The organism is Corallococcus llansteffanensis, assembly GCF_003612055.1.
Taxonomy (GTDB): Bacteria; Myxococcota; Myxococcia; order Myxococcales; family Myxococcaceae; genus Corallococcus; species Corallococcus llansteffanensis.
On record NZ_RAWB01001198.1, the window covers coordinates 1 to 433 of the forward strand.

Annotated in this window: 1 protein-coding gene; it reads right to left on the reverse strand. The window is 67.9% G+C overall.

Annotated elements, in window-relative coordinates:
- The coding region (locus tag D7V93_RS44125; protein WP_208723394.1) for an OPT/YSL family transporter at window positions 1–433 on the reverse strand (433 nt) is incomplete at both ends.

Sequence of the window (433 nt, forward strand, 5' to 3'; positions counted from 1 at the left end):
ATAGATGCCGATGCCCACTGCCAGGACCGGCAGCCGCGCAACGCCGCCGCGTTGCTTGAGCGCCCAGTCGACCGCGATCAGCAGCACGCCGATCACGATGCCCGCAATCACCATGTTCCACTGCAGCTGGTGCGTGAAGATGCCGGTGGCGATGGCCGTCATGAGCGTCGCCTGCGGAGCCGACAGCGCCTGCGCCGCATCCATGCCGGCACGTGGGAGCGCACCCGGAAAGCCATACGCGTTATACAGCAGCTCCAGCACCGGCGAGATGACTGCCGCGCCCGCCACGCAGCCGATCAGCAGTGCCACCTGCTGGCGCCACGGCGTGGCCCCGACCAGCCAGCCGGTCTTCAGGTCCTGCAGGTTGTCGTTGGAGATGGTCGCCACGGCCACCACGGCCGACGTTGTGAAGATCGCCAGCGCAATGCCCAGC